Source organism: Microbacterium sp. JZ31 (assembly GCF_016805985.1).
Lineage (GTDB): Bacteria > Actinomycetota > Actinomycetes > Actinomycetales > Microbacteriaceae > Microbacterium.
Window position 1 is genome coordinate 42,138 of record NZ_CP017661.1, and the last position, 17,231, is coordinate 59,368.

Below are 17,231 nucleotides of genomic sequence, written 5' to 3' on the forward strand. Positions count from 1 at the left end.
TGCATCGCATCCTGGGATCCCTTCGACAGTCACCGATTCTGCACGACGGGGCCCGGGCCGACGCGGCCCGGACCCCGTCCCGCGCTGGGTCAGGCCTTGTAGCCCGTGCGCCAGCCGCCCTGGTACTCCTGGCGCGCGACGGTCGAGTACGGCACGGGGCTGACGACCACGCGCACCTCGAACTGCTCGTGCGGCTCGACCGAGGCCTTGGTGGATCCGCCGTCCGGCTCGCCCCACACGACCTTCAGCTCGGTGCCCTCGGGCACCTCCGCGGCGACCGTGCCGAGCGACAGGCCGCGCTTCTCGTTCGCGCTGTAGCCCGTGAACATCGAGAAGCCGACGACCGTGCCGTCCGCGTCCACGACCTTGTCGTAGTTCGCCGAACCGTAGTTCGCCAGCGGCAGGTCGAAGAACTTGTACTGCGGGCCGTCGACGTCCAGCAGCGACGTCCAGACCTTGCCGAGGTCCTCGGCGTTCCAGGCGAGCGTGACCTTCTTGCGCTGCGTCGCCGGGTCCACCTTCTCGAGCGCGTCGCGGCCGATGAAGTCGTGGTCGAACTTCACGAACGATCCGTATCCGAGCTCCCACGGCGTGAGCTCGTAGGCCGCGATGTCGTCCGACACGAAGGAGCCGGCGAGCGTGCCGGTCGCCTCGTAGCTGTCGGCCGGCAGCCACTCACGATAGGCGCGCTCCGCCTCGCCCGAGTAGATCGCCGGCAGCGGCGAGGGGATCCAGCCCGATTCGAGCGTGTTCGACGGGTAGGCCCTCGAGCCCACCGGGACGAGACCGAACTCGGCGCCCGCCTCGACGATCGCGTCGCGGATCGCGTGATGGTCGGCGTACGGACCCCAGATCTCGAGGCCCGGGGCGCCCGCCATGCCGTGGCGCAGCGTGCGCACGGTCTTGCCGGCGATCTGCATGGTCGACATGTTGAAGAACTTCAGCTGCTCCACCGGACCGCCGTTGAGCTTCTCGATGACCTCCCAAGCGCGCGGGCCCTGAATCTGGAAGCGGTAGTACTTGCGCTGCACCGCGTCACCGTACGGGCGCGAGGGGGAGCGGCGGTCGACCTCGATGTCGAGGTTCTGGTAGCCGCCCGTCTCGCCGTGGAACAGCAGCCAGTTCGCGGCGGGCGCGCGGCCGACGTACACGTACTCGTCCTCGGCCTCGCGGAACAGGATGCCGTCGCCGATCACGCCGCCGGTCGAGCTCGTCGGCACGTACTGCTTCGCCTTGTCGACCGGGAAGTTCGCGACCGAGTTGATCGCGGTGTCGCTGATCAGCTTGATCGCGTCGGATCCCTTCAGGAACAGGTTGTCCATGTGGTGCGACTGGTCGTACAGGACGGCCGTCTCTCGCCAGGCGCGCTGCTCCTTGATCCAGTTCTGGAAGTCGGACGGCACGACCGGGTAGATGTACGAGCCGATCTGCGAGTTGCGCAGCAGCTCGACGGGTGATCCGGCGGCGTCGATGACTTCCTGCAGGTTCTTGTGTCCCACGGTGAAACCTCTCTGTTGTGGTGGGTGGTGGTATTGGGTTGTCTCGACCGTTTCGACTCGGTCGCTTCGCTCCCTCGCTCAACGACCGGAGGTGATCCGGTGCGCGGCGAGGCGCGGGTCTAGATGGCTAGAAGACGATGGTGTGGTTGCCCTGGCGGATGACGCGGTCCTCGGCGTGCCACGCGACCGCGCGGGAGAGCACGGCGCGCTCCACGTCGGCGCCGCGGCGCTGCAGGTCCTCGGCGGTGTCGACGTGCGTCACGCGCACGACGTCCTGCTCGATGATCGGGCCCTCGTCGAGCTCCTCCGTGACGTAGTGCGCGGTCGCGCCGATGAGCTTGACGCCGCGCTCCTTCGCCTTGCGGTACGGCCCGGCGCCGATGAAGGCGGGCAGGAAGGAGTGGTGGATGTTGATGACCGGCACCCCGACCTTCTGGAGGAAGTCGCCCGAGATCACCTGCATGTAGCGCGCGAGCACGACGAAGTCGACGTTGCCGTCGAGCAGCTTCAGGATCTGCGCCTCCGACGCGCTCTTGTCCGGCCCCGCCTGCGACTCGACGTGGAAGAACGGCACCCCGAACGTCCGGACGTCCTCGGCCGTGTTGGTGTGGTTCGAGATCACCATCGGCACCGTGACCGGCAGCTCGCCGCGGCGATGGCGCCAGAGCAGATCGAGCAGGCAGTGGTCGCTCTTGGACGCGAGGATGGCCATCCGCTTCGGCACCGACTGATCCGTGAGCGTCCACTCCATGCCGAACGGCTCGAGCGTCTCGGCGAGATCCGCGTGGAGGTCCGACATCGCGGCGACGAGATCCGGCCGGTGGAAGACCACGCGCTGGAAGAAGTCGCCCCCGACGGGATCGGACGAGTACTGGTCGAGCGAGACGATGTTGCCCTTGTTGCGCGTGATCAGCGCCGCGATCGCCGCGACGATGCCGGGCTGATCGGGGCCGTGCACGATCAGGCACGCGCGGTCGAGCAGGGCGGGGTTGTGCAGGCTCATGCCGAGACCCTCTGCTGATAGTCGCGCGCCCACTCGGCGGTCGCCCGGAGGCCGCCGAACGCGTACATGTGCAGCTTGACCTCGCCCACCCGCTCGTCCGCGGCCAGCAGGTCGCCGAGCTCGGTGACGAACTTGTCGGGCCCTGCGGTGCCGAGCAGGTTCGTGAGCGAGAAGCCGTACTTCTTGACGATCATCGCGTTCGCGCCGACCCCGAAGCGGCGGGCGAAGTTCAGCAGGCGCTTGATGCCCGCGGGTCCGGGCGTGCCGATGCGGATGGGCGCGTCGATGCCGCGCTCGCGCACGCCGCGGATCCAGCTCGTGACCGGATCCGTGTCGAACGCGAACTGCGTGAGCAGGACGGCACCGAGTCCCTGGTCCCGCAGCGACTCGGCCTTCTTCTCGAGGTGGTCCCACAGCACGTCGGCCGCGATGTCGGGGTGGCCCTCGGGGTAGCCCGAGATCGACACCTCGCGCACGCCGTACGACTGCAGCACGCCCGAGCGGATCACGTCGTACGCGCTGTCGTACGGGCCCTCCGGGGTGGCGGGGTCGCCGCCGACCGCGAACACGTGCTGCGTCGCGTCGACCTGCTGGAGCCGGTCGAGGAACTCCTCGAGCTGCGCCTGCGACGACAGGCGGCGGGCGGAGATGTGCGGGATCGGGATGAAGCCCGCGTCCCTCACGGCCTTGGCCGCGGCGACGCGCATCTCGAGGTCCTCGTTGCCGAGGAACGTCACGTTGACGCGCGTGCCGGGCGGGATCACGTCCTGCGCCTCGTGAAGTCCCGGCACGTCCTTGCCGGTCATCTCGAGCGAGTAGTCGGCGGCGAGCCGCGCCTGCGGCGAGCCGAAGTCAGGCCTCAAAGAGTCGGACACTGGGTCGATCCTTCCGATCTGCTGCGCCTCCTTGCGCATCCGCGAGGCACGTTACCTATGTCGATAGGGAATGTCCATAGGCAGTGCCGCGGAAGTTGCTGAGAGCGGACCGGCGCTCGCGGCGTCAGTGGTCGAGCACGTAGCGGTCGCGGCCGACCAGGATGCCGATCAGCGCCTGCGCGATGAGCAGCAGGCCTGTGAACAGCAGCGGCGCGACCCACCCGCCGACCGCGGTGTGCAGCACGCCGAAAACGATGGGCGGGAACGCCGCGAACGCGTAGCCGACCGACTGCCCCATGCCCGACAGGGCCGACGCCGTGTGGTGATCGCGGGCGCGCGACGCCATGAGGGTGAGCGACATCGCGAGGGAGGCGCCGCTCGTGAGGCCCGCCAGCATTCCCCACCACAGGATTCCGCCGGGCGCCAGGATCATCCCCGCGATCGCGATCAGCGCGAGCACGGGAAGCAGGGCGGGGACCCAGCGCTCGAGGCGGCCGCGCAGCACGAACGGCAGGGCGAGCGAGCTGATCACGCCCGTGAGCTGGAACATCATCGTGTCCACCCCCGACTGCGCCTCGCCGCGGCCGTAAGAGATCGCCATCGGCGCGAGCCAGGTCAGCAGCACGTAGAACAGCGAGGCCTGCACGCCGAAGTACGCGCCGACCTGCCAGGCCACCGCGTCGCCCCACACGCTCGGCCCGCGCGCGGCCCCGGCGGGGCGCTTCGCACCGCCACCGTGCCCCGCCCGCCGATGGTGCACGGCCCACAGTGCCAGGGCGATCGGCAGCGTCGCGCACACCGTGAGCAGCGCCATCCGCCAGCCCCAGGCGTCGCCACCCGTGACGACGTGCGAGATCGGCACGACGAGGCCTGACGCGATCGCGCCGCAGCCGGCGAGCAGTGCCGTGTACAGCGCCGTGACGGCGGGCACCCGCGTGCCGAACGACTGCTTGACGACGGCCGGCAGCAGCACATTGGCGGCGGCGAGCGAGACGCCGATCACGGCCGTGCCGATCCAGAGTGTGGCGATGGGCCAGCCCTCGGCGGAGACGAAGGGGAGCGAGCGGATCACCGTGCCCGCCGTGAGCAGGGCGAGCGAGACCGTCAGCACGCGATTGAGTCCCCAGCGCTGCGCGGCCGTGTGCGCGAGCGGCGAGCACAGCGCCCACGCGACGAGCGGCACCGAGGTCAGGGCGCTGAGCACGGCGAGGGACACGCCCGTGTCGGCCGTGAGCTGCTCCAGCAGCGGGCCGATGCCCGTGATCGTCGCGCGCATGTTCACGGCGATCAGGCACAGCGTCAGCAGCAGGAACCCGAGGTGGAGGCGGCGCTCGGCGGTCCCGGATCCGTCTGCCTGCCCGTCGTCGTCCACAGGCCGTGACTCTATCCGGGCGCTCCCGCGCGCCGAGAGTCGCGACTTCCCGGTGAGTGGGACTGCGGAGGTGCCGTGCCCCGCCCGCTCACCCTGGCGGCGCCGCCGCCAGCCGATAGAGCACGCGCGGCCTGCCCCGCTTGCCGTAGCTGTGCGACAGGGCGATCAGGCCCGACGCCTCGAGGTGGTCGAGGTATCGCCGCGCGGTGGCCCGGGAGATGCCGCACGCCGCGGCGAGGTCGGATGCCGACAGGGGCCGCACCGGTTCGAGCGCCGCGATCACCCGCTCGAGCGTGACCTCGGCGAGGCCCTTCGGGAGCCGCGGGCGCGCCGCGGCGACGGCGTCCGGCGCGGCGGCCGCCGCCGGGATCCGCCCGGGCACGGCCAGCGTGCCGGTGTTGATCAGCCTGTCGATCTCGCCCTGTGCCAGGGGCAGCTCGCGCGCCGCCTCGCTGCGGGCGCGCGACTCGCTCGCGTAGCGCAGCAGCCGCTGCTGGAGGACCTCCTGCGTGAACGGCTTGACCAGGTAGCCCACGACGTGCGCGGCCAGCGCCTGCCGGACCGTGACCTGATCGTGGGACGAGCTGATCACGAACACGTCGGGGCCGTCCTGTCCAAGGGTGCGCAGGCGGTGCAGCACCTCGATGCCGCTGATGTCGGGCAGACGCATGTCGAGCAGCACGAGATCCACGCCGCGGCCCTGCGCAAGGGCGGATCGGCCCGTCGCGGCGGTCCCGGCGACGAAGAAGCCGGGCGTCTCGGCGACGAAGCGGCGGTGAAGCGCTCGCGCACCCTCGTCATCGTCGACGATGAGCACCCCGAGGGCCGCGGTCATCGCTCATCCGCCATGTCGAACGCGAAGCACGAGCCGCCCTGCTCGGTGCGCCTGAGCTCGATCGTGCCGCCGCGGGACGTGACGGTGCGTCGCACGAGGTCGAGACCCAGTCCGCGTCCCGCGCCCGTCGCGTCCGGCTTCGACGAGTATCCGCGCGTGAACACGCGATCGATGTCCGCGGGGTCGATCCCCGGGCCGTCGTCGTCGACCGAGCCGACGAAGCGGCCGTCCTCGTGCCGCAGCGTGCAGCGCACGGCGGTCGCTCCCGCCTCCGCGGCGTTGCGGGCGAGGTTCGCGAACACGAGCAGAACGCCCTCGTCGATCGGGATGTCCCTGTCCATGTCCGTCTCGAGCCGGGTGCCCAGAGCGCCGAGCTCGCTGCGCAGCGCCTCGATGCCGGCGCTCAGCAGACCGCTCGCGCGGGCGGATCCGTCGCCGCCCGCCGTCAGCACGGGCACGATGCCGGCGATGTACCGGAGGGCCTCGTCCTTGTCGCCATGCGACACCAGACCGTGGATGACGTGCAGCCGCGTCCCGAACTCGTGCGACTGCTCGCGCAGTGCCGCCGTGACCTGGCGCAGCTGCTCGTGCTGAGCCTGCACCGCGTCGAGCCGGCGGAAGCGCCGCTCGATCGCCGCGGAGAGCAGCGAGCTCGCGAGGGTCGCCGCCACGAGCGCGACGAAGGTCCACGGCAGCAGGCTTCCCATCGCCTCCTTCCGCTCTGCCGAGATGCTCGACTCGAGGATCCCCACGGCCACCATGCCGACCACGTCCCCGTCCGCGCCGCGCACGGGACCTTGGCGCGCAGTGACGGCCCGGACGGCCCCGTCTCCGTGCCGAGGAACTCCTCGCCTGCCAGGACCGGGTCCGTCGTCGTGGACACCTGGACGCCCCGCTGAGCGGGGTCGGGATGGGTGACGCGCACGCCCTCGTCGTCGGCGATCACGACGTAGTAGACGCCGGCCGTGCGCTGGATGACGTCGGCGAGCGGCTGCAGCGCCGCGGTCGCGATCGCCAGGTCGGACGCGTCTGCCGTGTCGGCGGGGGTACCGGCCGCCACGGCGGCCTCGAGCGCGGTGCGCACCTCGCGCAGGGCCGCCAGACCGGTGGCGACCTCCCGGACGCGGTCGGCGGTGGTGTCCCGGATGCCGCGCTCCTGGAGGGTGAGCGCCACGGCGGCCGTCACGGCCACCGCCGCGAGCACGATCACCGACGGCAGCACGATCATCACGCGTCGGACGGCGCGCGCATGCCTGTCCAGTCCGATCCTTCTCATCTCCTCGCGTCGCATCGGCCGTGAGCATCTATGGTCACAACGCCTCGGGCCGGGGGTGCCCGGCGCCACGGCGGCTCATCCTATTACCCGTCTTGCGGCGACGACGATGTCCGCACGAAGGAGCAGAGATGACCAGAGACGAACCCGATTCCGGGCGGCGCGAGCGCGCGTCCGCGCGGCGCCTGATCCCTCGGATCCTCGGCGGCCTGTTCGCAGCGGCGGTGGTCGGCACGGCCGTCTCCGGGTCGGTCACGTCCGCCGCCGCGGGCGCCGACTTCCGGTCGGCGCTGACGATCATCGCCCCGGCCGCGGCCGGCGGGGGATGGGACGGCGTCGCGCGCGAGATGCAGCAGGCGCAGAAGGCGAACGGGCTCGTCAACAACGTGCAGGTCGTCAACATGCCCGGTGCCGGCGGCACGATCGCGCTCGGGAACGTCTCGGTCCTGGAGGGGCAGCCGGCGAACCTGCTCGTCGGCGGGACGGGGCTCCTCGCCGCGACGATCCAGTTCGGCTCCGACGCCACGCTCGAGGACGTCACGCCCATCGCGGCGATGGTCGAGGAGTACGACGTGATCGTCGTCCCCGGCGACTCGCCCTACGAGACGCTCGACGACCTGGTCGCGGCCTGGCGCGACGATCCGAAGGCGCTGCCGTGGACCGGCGGCGGATCCTTCGATCAGCTCGTCGTCACCGATCTCGCGCTGGCCGCCGGCATCCGTCCGACGCAGACGACCTACATCTCCTCGGACGGCGGCGGTGAGGCGATCCAGGCGCTCCTGAACGGGACCGCGCAGGCCGCGGCGGGCGGATACCCCGACAACATCGACCAGATCGAGTCGGGCAACCTGCGCGCGCTCGCTCTCGTGGCGAAGGAGCCGATCGAGGGCATAGACATCCCGACGGCCGCCGATCAGGGCTACGACGTCTCGCTGACCAATTGGCGGATGGTGGCGGCCCCGGCGGGGCTGAGCGAGGACGAGGCCCAGGGGCTGACCGATCTCGTGCTCGAGACGCTCGAGACGCCCGAATGGCGGGACGCCGTGGAGCGCTACCACTGGACGGAGCGCGTGATCACGGGCGAGGAGCTCGGGGAGTTCCTCGATGTCGAGCGCTCCCGGATCACCGCGCTGTACGAGGAGATGGGCCGATGAGGGCTTCGAACAACCCGACCGCGCTCTCGGTGGTGGTCGGCGACGGCATCGTGCTGAGCGGGGGGCCGCGCGCCGTGACCACCCTCGTCAAGGACCTCCTCATGCCGACCCTGCTCGCCGGCTTCGCCACCTACCTCGTCGTCGGGATCGTCACCATGGAGGTGCCGGAGGGCACGGCCTTCCCCGGCCCGCAGTTCTTCCCCGGCATCATCGCGGCGGGGCTGTACCTGTTCGCGATCCTGCTCGGCGGAGAGGCCGTGCGGGACTGGCGGCGCAGCGATCCGCGGCGCGCGGGCGCCGGCCCGGAGGCCGAGGCAGCGACGGATGTCGCGCCCGCTCCGAGCACGCGCCTGGACTGGGCGTCGCTGGCCTGGGTCGTCGGGTCGTTCCTCGTGTTCGCCCTGCTGCTGGACGTGCTCGGCTGGATCCTCGCGGCGGCCCTGCTGTTCGTGGGCGTCACGCGCGGGTTCGCGTCGCCCCGGTGGCTGTTCAACGCAATCGTCGGGCTCACGCTGAGCTCCCTCACCTACGTCGTCTTCGACATGATGCTCGGCATGGCCCTGCCCTCCGGCCTGCTCGGATGGAGGTTCTGAGATGGATGTGCTGCTTCTCCTGGCGGACGGCTTCGCCGGCGCCCTCACGTGGCAGAACCTGATCTGGGTGCTCGTCGGCTGCCTGCTCGGCACGGCCGTGGGCGTGCTCCCCGGTCTCGGCTCGTCCATGGCGGTTGCGCTGCTGCTGCCCGTGACCTTCGCGCTGGAGCCCACGGCCGCGTTCATCATGTTCGCGGGCGTGTACTTCGGCGGCCTGTTCGGCGACTCGACCATGGGCATCCTGATGAACACGCCCGGTCAGGCGTCCGCGATCGCCTCGACCTTCGAGGGCCACAAGATGGCCCTGAACGGCCGGGCGGCGCAGGCACTGGCCACTGCTGCGATCGGCGCGTTCATCGGCGGCTTCGTCGCCTCCATCGCCCTGGTGTTCCTCGCCCCGGTGCTCGCCGACCTGTCGAGCAGGTTCGGACCGGCCGAGTTCTTCGCGCTGGCGGTCTTCGCCTTCGCGGCCACGTCGTCGGTCGTCACCGACAGTCCCGCGCGCGGGCTGGCCTCGCTCTTCCTGGGGCTGGGCATCGCGGTGATCGGCGTCGACGGGGTGTCGGGTGCGCCCCGGTTCACGATGGACTCGCCGAACCTCTTCGACGGCGTCTCGCTCGTCACGGTGACGGTGGCGATCCTCGCCCTCGGCGAGGTGATCTACGTGGCGTGCCTGGAGCGCCGACTGGGCGGCAAGGCGATCATCACGCCCACGGGGCGGCCCTGGCTCTCGCGTCGGGAGGTGAAGGAGGCCGCGCCGGCGTGGTTCCGCGGCACCGCGATCGGCCTTCCGTTCGGCGTCATCCCGGCCGGAGGGTCGGAGATCCCGACGTTCCTCGCGTTCGGGCTGGAGAAGCGGCTCGACGCGCGGCGGGCGACGCCGCGGTTCGGCAGGGGCGCGATCCGCGGTCTCGCCGCGCCCGAGGCGGCGGGGAACGCGACGACGGGCATGGCGATGGGATCGCTGCTCGCCCTGGGGCTGCCGATCTCCGCGACGGCCGCCATCATGCTCGCCGCCTTCCGGCAGTACGGTCTGCAGCCGGGGCCGCTGCTGTTCGAGCGCGCGCCCGACCTGGTGTGGTCGCTGCTGGCGAGCTTCTTCATCGCGATGATCGTGCTGCTCATCCTGAACCTGCCGTTCGCCATGCTGTGGGCGAAGCTGCTGCTGATCCCGCGCCCGTACCTGTTCGCCGGCATCACGGTGTTCTGCGCGCTCGGCACGTATGCGACGGGCGGCTCGACGTTCGACCTGCTCCTGCTGCTGGGGATCGGCGTGGTCGGCTTCGTGATGCGCGCGGCGGACTATCCGCTCGCGCCGCTGATCATCGGCATGGTGCTGGGGCCGCTCGCCGAGACCAGCCTGCGCGATGCCACGATGAGTGCCAACGGGGACTTCGCCGTGCTCGTGAGCGGGCCGATCAGCATCACGCTCTACGCGCTGCTGCTCATCGTGCTCGCGTTCGCCGTCCGCGGGCGCATCGTCGCCCGTCGGAGCGCTGCGTCGGCCGAGAAGGAAGCCGACAGGCAGCTCGTGCGGTGACCGCCGTTCCCGGGCGGGAGATCAGCGGGTGCGGAGGCCGTCGAGCGCGAGGCCGATGACGCGCATGCGCTGCTCCTCGTCGGGGAACGCCACCCCCGCGACGCCGGACAGCAGCCGCACGACGTCGTCGATCGACACGTCGTCGCGCACGGCGCCGTCCTCCTGCGCGCGCCGCAGCAGCGGGGCGCCCGCGTCGAACATGGCGTTGCGGCAGCTCACGAGTACGTCGGACTCGCGATTGAGGCTCTCGATCAGCACGCGCTTGGTGCCGACGTAGGCGATGAAGCGATGCACCCAGCTCTCGAGGGCGGGCCACGGCCCGAGGCTCGCGGCCTCATCGGCGGCCGCCACGAGCTGCTCGACCTCGGCCACGTACACGGCCTCGATGAGCGCGTCGCGCGTCGCGAAGTTGCGGTACAGCGTGCCGATGCCGACCTCCGCACGGCGTGCGATGTCCTCGAGGGACGCGCCCGTGCCGTGCTCGGCGAACGCGGCGCGGGCCGCCGCGATCAGCGCGTCGAAGTTGCGGCGGGCGTCCGCTCGCTGGGGGCGCTGGATCCCCGTCCAGGAGGGCAGCGCCTCGGCGGTCTGTTGCGACATCGTCCCTCCTTCCCGGGCTCGGATCACGGCAGAGGTTGCAAAGCGGAGGAGTCCTCCGCTACGGTAAGCGGAGGGATCCTCCGAACGGAGCCTCTCTTCCACTTTAGCTCCGATGGCGCGGCTGATCCACTCCGCACAGATGGGACGCCACTCATGAGCACCTGCCTCGCCCGCCCCGCTCGGGTCCGTCGCCATCGCGTCGGAAGCGCTCCGCGCGCCCTTTCCGCCCCGCTGGGCGGCATCCGGCACATCGCTCGCCGCCGCGCCCGCACGAGGCGGCGCCCGGGGCCGCGCGAGGCCATGTTCGCGCTGCGCTCGTCGCTCGCGGCGCTGGCGAACCGGTGGCGTGCCGATCCCGAGGCGCCCCGCGGCTGAGCCGGCCGGGCGAGACTGTCCTCGGCGCCGCTCAGAACACGATCGTGTGGTTGCCGCTGCGGATCACGCGGTCCTGCGCGTGCCACAGCACGGCGCGTGAGAGCACGGCACGTTCGACGTCGGCGCCGCGGCGGCGCAGTTCGGGCGTGCTGTCCGCGTGCGTCACGCGCACGACGTCCTGCTCGATGATCGGGCCCTCGTCCAGGTCCTCCGTCACGTAGTGGGCGGTGGCGCCGATCAGCTTCACGCCGCGGTCCTTCGCCTTCTGGTACGGGTTGGCCCCGATGAACGCGGGCAGGAAGGAGTGATGGATGTTGATCACGGGCACGCCGACCTTCTGCAGGAAGTCGCCCGAGAGGATCTGCATGTAGCGCGCCAGCACGACGAAGTCGACATCGGCCTCCGCCAGGTGGCGCAGGATGGCCGCCTCCGACTCGCTCTTGTCGGGGCCCTTCTGGGACGGCACGTGCACGAACGGCACGCCGAAGGAGGCCACGTCGTCGGCCGTGCGGGTGTGATTCGAGATCACCATCGGGATCTCGACGGGCAGCGAGCCGCGCCGGTGCCGCCAGAGCAGGTCGAGCAGGCAGTGGTCCTCGGTCGACGCCAGGATCGCCATGCGCTTGGGGATCGAGATGTCGCGCAGGCGCCACGTCAGGCCGAACGGTGCGAGCGTGGCGGCGAGGTCGGCCTCGAGCTCGCCCATCGCGCCCTCGAGCCCCGACCGGTGGAACACCACGCGCTGGAAGAAGTCGCCGCCGACGGGATCGGTCGAGTGCTGGTCGAGGGAGACGATGTTGCCGTCGTGCCGCGCGAGCAGCGCGGTCACGGCCGCGACGATCCCGTGCTGGTCGGGGCCGGACACGATCAGGCAGGCGTGGTCGGTGAGGCCGTCGATCCGCATTCGTCGATCGTATCCAGACCCGCTCACCGGGCTCGTCCCCGCCGCGTCGCCCGCAGACTGAGATATCGGCTTGCGATGCGGAAGCGATCCGTCAACCCCCTGAGGGAAGGCCGGGCGCCGTGGCTACGGTGTCACCATGTCGAGCGCCACGATTACCGACAACATCATGGGGATTCCGCCGTCCACCGTCGATGCCGACGGGATGCTCGCCCGGACGATGCGGATCCTGAGCTGCTTCACCGCGGATGAGCCCGAACTGTCGGCCTCGCGCCTCGGCTCGCTCACGGGCCTGTCGTCGTCGACCCTGCACCGCATCCTGGCGCAGATGCTCGAGCTGGGCCTGCTCGCCCGCACGCCCGGACGCCGCTACGCGGTGGGGGCGCGGCTGTGGGAGCTCGGAGAGCTCTCGCCGCTGGCGCTGCGCCTGCGGGAGACCGCGCTTCCCTACATGTCCCGCCTGTACGAGGCGACCGGCGAGAACGTGCACCTCGCGGTGCTGGACGCGCCCTCGCCGGAGCGGGCGTCCGCGCTGTTCGTGGGAAGGCTCACCGGTCGCTCGTCGATCCCCACGCTGAGCAGGATGGGCGGCCGCCAGCCGCTCCACACGACGGGAGTCGGCAAGGCGCTGCTCGCGACGCAGACCGGGGACTGGATCGAGCGCTTCCTGTCGAGGCCGCTCGAGCGCGAGACCCTGCACTCCATCACCGAGCCCGACGCCGTGCGGGCCGAGATCGATCGGGCCCGTGCCCGCGGCTACGCGACGACGCGCGAGGAGATGACGCTCGGCAACGTCTCGGTCGCGGCGCCGGTCGGCTCGGTCGCGGGCCTTCCGCCCACGGCGCTCGGCGTCGTGACGCGCATCGAGGGCGCGGACACGCGACGCCTGGGTGCGCTCGTGACGCAGACGGCCGCCGACCTCGGCCGGGCGCTGCGCTCGTTCTGACGCGCTCAAGTCCCGTAGAATGGGACGAGCAGCGTCTACTTACGCCACTGAGTGAGAAAACCGGCGCCGCCCGTCGTTCCCGGTGTCAGCCTGAGACGACCCGATCGTCGAAGGAGACGTCATGACTGACACCGCGCCCCAGGCGGCCGCGCCGGAGTCGCTCCTCCGGTCCGCGGACTTCCCGCCGCAGGACCAGATCACGCGCGAGATCCAGGATCTCCACGCCGGCTTCGCGGAGCGCGTCGCGGGCGGCGAGCAGCTGCCGAAGACCATCCGCGACTTCCCGCCGTACCGCTCGAGCCTGCTGCGTCATCCGACCAAGAACCCGCGTCTCGTCGACCCCGAGACGATCGAGCTCTTCTCGCCGGCGTTCGGCCAGCGCGACGTGGCCGCCATCGAGTCCGACCTGACGCTCCAGCACACGGGTGAGCCGCAGGGCGAGCGGATGACCGTGACCGGCCGCCTCCTCGACAGCTGGGGGCGTCCGATCCGCAACCAGCTGATCGAGATCTGGCAGGCGAACGCCGCCGGTCGCTACATCCACCAGCGCGACCAGCACCCCGCGCCGCTCGACCCGAACTTCACGGGGGCGGGCCGCACGATCACGAACGACGACGGCGAGTACCACTTCACGACGATCAAGCCGGGCCCGTATCCGTGGAAGAACCACATCAACGCGTGGCGTCCCGCCCACATCCACTTCTCGGTGTTCGGCTCGGGCTTCACGCAGCGCATCATCACGCAGATGTACTTCCCGGGCGACCCGCTGTTCGCCCTCGACCCCATCTACAACTCCATCCGGGATCAGAAGGACCGCGATCGCCTGATCGCGGCGTACGACCACGATCTGACGGTGCCCGAGTTCTCGATGGGCTACCGCTGGGACATCGTCGTCGACGGGCCCGACGCCACCTGGTTCGAGCCGGAAGAGGGAGAGCACTGACATGTCGATCGGTCAGAAGACACTCGGTGAGAAGACGCTCGAGCCCACGGCCGGGCAGACCATCGGCCCGTTCTTCAAGTTCGGTCTCGAGTACGACCGGATGAACGAGGTCGCCTTCCCGCACAGCCCCGGAGCCATCGTGCTGACCGGCGCGATCTACGACGGCGCGGGCGCGCCGATCCCCGACGCCGTGATCGAGATCTTCGGTGCGGACGCGGACGGCTCCGTCCCGGACGCGCGCGGCTCGCTGCACCGCGACGGCTACTCGTTCACGGGCTTCGGCCGGGCCATGACGACCGACGAGGGCCGCTTCCACTTCTGGACGCGCAATCCCGGACCGGTCGGCGGACGGGCGCCCTTCATCGCCGCGATCGTCTATGCGCGCGGCCTGCCCGACAAGCTGCACACGCGCATCTACCTGCCCGAGCACGAGGACCTGCGCGCGGCCGATCCGTTCCTGTCGCAGCTGAGCGAGGCCGAGCGCGCGTCGCTCACCGCCACCCGCACGCCCGAAGGGTACCTTCGCCACGACATCCACCTGCAGGGCGACAAGGAGACTCCCTTTATTGTCTTCGGATAGGACCGCATTGCCTTCTGACGTCTCTCGCGCCGGGCTCGATCAGGGGCTGCTGTCGCCCGCGACGGCCGGACAGGAAGCTCCGGTCACCGACGATGCGGTGCTCGCCGCCCTCGTGACGGCCGAGATCGGCCTCGTGGAGGCGTACGCCGCGGTCGGCGGTCTCGACCAGGTGCGCGATCGCGCCGGCGTGGTCGCCGAGGCGCGCGAGCTGCGCGCGGCCCTCGCGACCGAGGACGGGCGAGCAGCCCAGCTGGACGCGCGCGCGCTTGCGCTCGCCGGCATCGCGGGCGGGAACCCCGTGATCCCGCTCGTGAAGGAGCTGCGCGGGGTGGCCGGCATGCTCGTGCGCCCCTGGGTGCACCGCGGGGCGACGAGTCAGGACATCCTCGACACGGCGCTGATGATCGTCGCGAAGGACGCCGTCGGACACGTGCTCGCGGGCCTCGACACGACCGCGGAGGCACTGGAGCGCTTCGCGCGCGAGCACCGCGACGAGACCGCCGCGGCCCGCACGATCACGCAGCACGCCGTGCCGACGACCACGGGCCTGCGCGCCGCGAACTGGCTGCGCGCGATCCGCCGTTCGCGCGGGCGGCTCGCCGCGGCGCGCGATGCGCTGCCCGCGCAGCTCGGCGGCGCGGGGGGAACGCTCGCGTCGTTCGTCGAGATCCTGGGCGGGGAGCGCGCGGCCCGGCTGCCGGCGGCGTTCGCCGAGGCCGTGGGGCTCGCCGCGCCGGACGCCCCCTGGCATACCGCGCGCTGGCCCGTCACCGAGCTCGGCGACGCGCTCGTGCAGGCGCTGGACGGGCTCGGCGTGCTCGCGGCGGATGTCGCGACGCTCTCACGCACCGAGATCGGCGAGCTCGCGGAGGGCTCCGGCGGCGGCTCGTCCGCCATGCCGCAGAAGCAGAACCCGGCGCGCTCGGTGCTGATCCGCTCGGCCGCGCTGCGCGCTCCGCATCTCGGGGCCACGCTGCACACGGCCGCGGCGCTGGCGGTGGACGAGCGCCCCGACGGCGCGTGGCACGCGGAATGGCCCACGCTGCGCGAGCTGCTGCGTCTCGCCCTCGGCGCCGCCGCGAACGCGGCCGACCTCGCCGAGGGGCTGCACGCGGACGCCGCCGCGGTCGCGCGCAACCTGACGACGACGCGCGGGCTGATCGTCGCGGAGCGCCTGTCGATCGTGCTCGGACCGATCCTGGGCTCCGAGAAGGTGTCCGACATCGTCCGCACCGCGGGCCTGGGCGGCGATCTCGGGCTGCTCGTGCACAACGCGCTCGCCGCGGCGAACACGGCCGTGCCGTCCGGCATCGACGACCTGCTCGACCCGGCCGCGTATACGGGCCTCGCCGGCCGGCTCGTCGACGGCGACCTGCGCGACGCGCCGCGGATCGAGGTCGTCGATCCCACCGCTCCGGCACCGGACGAGGCCCCCGGACCGTACGACCCGTTCGACGACGGATCGCAGCTGCCGCCGCCGCGGCCGCGCGGATTCGATCCGTTCGCAGACCACTTCGGCCAGGGAGACGACCGATGACGCAGCCCGCCCTCGCATTCACCCCGCCCGCCGGGCCCGACGGAGCGCCCCTGCTCGTGCTCGGTCCCTCGCTCGGCACCTCGACGATCCTGTGGGAGGACGTCGTGCCGCACCTGGGCGCCTATCGCGTGACCACATGGGACCTGCCCGGACACGGCGCGGCGAAGCCCGCGACCGAGCCGTTCACGGTCGGGGAGGTCGCCGACGCCGTCGCGGAGGGCATCCGCGAACTGGGCGCGCCGGCGCTGTACGCCGGGGTGTCGCTCGGCGGTGCGACCGGGCTCGAGCTGCTGCTGCGTCATCCGGATGTCGTATCCGCCGCGGCCATCCTGTGCGCGTCGCCGAAGTTCGGCGATCCGGCGATGTGGGCGGATCGCGCGGCGCAGGTGCGCACGCAGGGCACGGGCTCGCTGATCGTCGGCTCCGCGCAGCGCTGGTTCGCCCCGGGTTCGATCGAGCGCCGTCCCGTGCTGACGGGCCGCCTGCTGCACGCCCTGCGCGACGCCGACGACGCGAGCTACGCGCTGTGCTGCGACGCGCTCGCGCAGTACGACGTGACGCCGCGGCTGGGGGAGATCGCGACCCCCGTGCTCGCGGTGTACGGCGAGCACGACGGCGTCTCGCCCGAGGAGCACGCGCGGACGATCGCCGAGGGCGTGCACGACGGCCGGATGGCCCGGATCGACGACGCGTCGCACCTCGCGCCGGCCGAGAGGCCCGACGAGGTCGCGGCCGTGCTGAACGACTTCTTCGGCGGTGCGCGATGAGCCGGCCGCTGGGCGAGGGCCTGTCGGACGAGGAGCGCTACGACCAGGGCATGGCCGTGCGCCGCGAGGTGCTCTCGAATGAGCATGTCGACCGTGCCACCGCGAACCAGACCGCGCTGAGCGCCGACTTCCAGGACTTCATCACGCGCGTGGCGTGGGGCGACGTGTGGTCGCGTCCCGCGCTGGACCGCCGGTCGCGGTCCGTCGCGGTGCTGTCGTCGCTCATCGCCCACGGCCACCACGAGGAGCTCGCGATGCATCTGCGCGCCGCGATCCGCAACGGTCTGACGATCGACGAGATCCGCGAGGTCATCCTGCAGTCGGCCATCTACTCCGGCGTCCCCGCCGCGAACACGGCCTTCCGCATCGCGAACGAGGTCTTCGGCTCCGAGGCCTGAGCGTCCGCGCCTCGCGGTGCGCGCGCCGAGACTCGGCGCC

At 71.6% G+C, this 17,231-nt stretch carries 17 protein-coding genes and 1 pseudogene; 9 read left to right on the plus strand and 9 right to left on the minus strand.

Features of this window, described 5'->3' with window-relative positions; genetic code table 11:
* Window positions 1–89 precede the first annotated feature (89 nt).
* The 7 genes and pseudogenes from ligM to BJP60_RS15180 form a co-directional block, all read right to left on the minus strand.
* A complete protein-coding gene (ligM, locus tag BJP60_RS00185; RefSeq protein ID WP_203136792.1) occupies window positions 90–1,499 on the minus strand; it encodes a vanillate/3-O-methylgallate O-demethylase in 1,410 nt (469 codons plus the stop codon).
* 127 nt (window positions 1,500–1,626) lie between these two features.
* Window positions 1,627–2,502, minus strand: coding sequence for a formyltetrahydrofolate deformylase (gene purU, locus BJP60_RS00190; RefSeq protein WP_203136793.1), 876 nt, complete (start codon window positions 2,500–2,502; stop codon window positions 1,627–1,629).
* Window positions 2,499–3,308, minus strand: a complete 810-nt coding sequence (locus BJP60_RS00195) for a methylenetetrahydrofolate reductase (RefSeq protein ID WP_238439670.1) — start codon at window positions 3,306–3,308, stop codon at window positions 2,499–2,501. The genes purU (BJP60_RS00190) and BJP60_RS00195 overlap by 4 nt, the downstream gene beginning before the upstream one ends.
* A gap of 193 nt (window positions 3,309–3,501) precedes the next feature.
* Entirely contained in the window at window positions 3,502–4,749 is a 1,248-nt protein-coding gene (locus BJP60_RS00200; protein WP_238439471.1) for an MFS transporter, read from the minus strand.
* Between the two features lie 88 nt (window positions 4,750–4,837).
* Window positions 4,838–5,584 (minus strand): response regulator, encoded by a 747-nt coding sequence (locus tag BJP60_RS00205; RefSeq protein ID WP_203136796.1) that lies wholly within the window; start codon window positions 5,582–5,584, stop codon window positions 4,838–4,840.
* Window positions 5,581–6,345: a sensor histidine kinase gene (locus BJP60_RS15175; RefSeq protein WP_238439472.1), complete on the minus strand. Its 765-nt coding sequence runs from the start codon at window positions 6,343–6,345 to the stop codon at window positions 5,581–5,583. The genes BJP60_RS00205 and BJP60_RS15175 overlap by 4 nt, the downstream gene beginning before the upstream one ends.
* Before the next feature lie 77 nt (window positions 6,346–6,422).
* Window positions 6,423–6,875: pseudogene (locus BJP60_RS15180) on the minus strand (hypothetical protein); the annotation flags it as partial.
* Window positions 6,876–6,988: 113 nt separating this feature from the next.
* Here BJP60_RS15180 and BJP60_RS00215 point away from each other — a divergent pair.
* The 3 genes from BJP60_RS00215 to BJP60_RS00225 are packed head-to-tail and all read left to right on the plus strand — an operon-like array spanning window position 6,989 to window position 10,144.
* Window positions 6,989–8,011, plus strand: a complete 1,023-nt coding sequence (locus BJP60_RS00215; RefSeq protein WP_203136798.1) for a tripartite tricarboxylate transporter substrate binding protein — start codon at window positions 6,989–6,991, stop codon at window positions 8,009–8,011.
* Complete coding sequence (locus BJP60_RS00220) at window positions 8,008–8,604, plus strand: tripartite tricarboxylate transporter TctB family protein (protein WP_203136800.1); 597 nt, start codon at window positions 8,008–8,010, stop codon at window positions 8,602–8,604. Before BJP60_RS00215 ends, BJP60_RS00220 begins: the two co-directional genes overlap by 4 nt.
* 1 nt (window position 8,605) lies before the next feature.
* On the plus strand, window positions 8,606–10,144 hold the full coding sequence (locus tag BJP60_RS00225; protein ID WP_203136802.1) for a tripartite tricarboxylate transporter permease: 1,539 nt from the start codon (window positions 8,606–8,608) through the stop codon (window positions 10,142–10,144).
* Between the two features lie 21 nt (window positions 10,145–10,165).
* On the opposite strand, the gene BJP60_RS00230 is transcribed toward BJP60_RS00225, so the two are convergent.
* Complete coding sequence (locus tag BJP60_RS00230) at window positions 10,166–10,744, minus strand: TetR/AcrR family transcriptional regulator (RefSeq protein ID WP_203136804.1); 579 nt, start codon at window positions 10,742–10,744, stop codon at window positions 10,166–10,168.
* A gap of 406 nt (window positions 10,745–11,150) precedes the next feature.
* On the minus strand, window positions 11,151–12,023 hold the full coding sequence (gene purU, locus BJP60_RS00235; protein ID WP_203136807.1) for a formyltetrahydrofolate deformylase: 873 nt from the start codon (window positions 12,021–12,023) through the stop codon (window positions 11,151–11,153).
* Window positions 12,024–12,159: 136 nt separating this feature from the next.
* On the opposite strand from purU (BJP60_RS00235), the gene BJP60_RS00240 reads away from it, so the two are divergent.
* The 6 genes from BJP60_RS00240 (at window position 12,160) to pcaC (ending at window position 17,191) form a co-directional block, all read left to right on the plus strand.
* On the plus strand, window positions 12,160–12,966 hold the full coding sequence (locus BJP60_RS00240) for an IclR family transcriptional regulator (RefSeq protein WP_238439473.1): 807 nt from the start codon (window positions 12,160–12,162) through the stop codon (window positions 12,964–12,966).
* A 121-nt stretch (window positions 12,967–13,087) separates the two neighbouring features.
* Window positions 13,088–13,909: a protocatechuate 3,4-dioxygenase subunit beta gene (gene pcaH / locus BJP60_RS00245; protein ID WP_203136808.1), complete on the plus strand. Its 822-nt coding sequence runs from the start codon at window positions 13,088–13,090 to the stop codon at window positions 13,907–13,909.
* 1 nt (window position 13,910) lies between these two features.
* Window positions 13,911–14,489 (plus strand): protocatechuate 3,4-dioxygenase subunit alpha, encoded by a 579-nt coding sequence (pcaG, locus tag BJP60_RS00250; RefSeq protein ID WP_203136809.1) that lies wholly within the window; start codon window positions 13,911–13,913, stop codon window positions 14,487–14,489.
* A 7-nt stretch (window positions 14,490–14,496) separates the two neighbouring features.
* The gene (locus BJP60_RS00255; protein WP_203136810.1) at window positions 14,497–16,026 is read left to right on the plus strand and encodes a lyase family protein; all 1,530 of its coding nucleotides are present in this window, start codon (window positions 14,497–14,499) and stop codon (window positions 16,024–16,026) included.
* The gene (locus BJP60_RS00260) at window positions 16,023–16,793 is read left to right on the plus strand and encodes an alpha/beta fold hydrolase (protein WP_203136811.1); all 771 of its coding nucleotides are present in this window, start codon (window positions 16,023–16,025) and stop codon (window positions 16,791–16,793) included. The genes BJP60_RS00255 and BJP60_RS00260 overlap by 4 nt, the downstream gene beginning before the upstream one ends.
* Window positions 16,790–17,191: a 4-carboxymuconolactone decarboxylase gene (gene pcaC / locus BJP60_RS00265; protein ID WP_203136812.1), complete on the plus strand. Its 402-nt coding sequence runs from the start codon at window positions 16,790–16,792 to the stop codon at window positions 17,189–17,191. The genes BJP60_RS00260 and pcaC overlap by 4 nt, the downstream gene beginning before the upstream one ends.
* Window positions 17,192–17,231: the final 40 nt, after the last annotated feature.